1 pseudogene is annotated in these 321 nt (G+C 55.1%); it reads right to left on the bottom strand.

Features of this window, described 5'->3' with window-relative positions:
• A pseudogene (locus tag SB772_RS39745) lies at positions 1-224 on the bottom strand (MFS transporter); the annotation flags it as partial.
• Between the last annotated feature and the right edge of the window lie 97 nt (positions 225-321).

The raw sequence follows: 321 nt of genomic DNA, 5'->3' as shown, positions 1-321 counted from the left end.
CCCCACGTAATCATGATGCGCGCCAGCCAGATCCGCGCACCCGTTTTGGCGAGCGCGAGATTACTTGGTACTTCGAACAGAAAATAACCGATGAAGAAAATGCCTGCGCCCCAGCCGAACAGCGAGGCGGTCAGGCCGAGATCGCGATTCATCGTGAGCGCGGCAAAGCCGACGTTCACGCGATCGAGGAACGCGAAGAAGTACAGCAGGATCAGAAACGGCATCGTAAACCATCCGGCAATGCCGTAAGCAGCCACCGTCAAAAACGCGACAAGCGTAAGGCCGATCATCAAACCGAAGGATATGACCTGATATTTCATC

The organism is Paraburkholderia sp. SIMBA_030 (genome assembly GCF_046535245.1).
Classification (GTDB): Bacteria; Pseudomonadota; Gammaproteobacteria; order Burkholderiales; family Burkholderiaceae; genus Paraburkholderia.
This window is presented reverse-complemented; position numbering and strand designations above follow the sequence as displayed.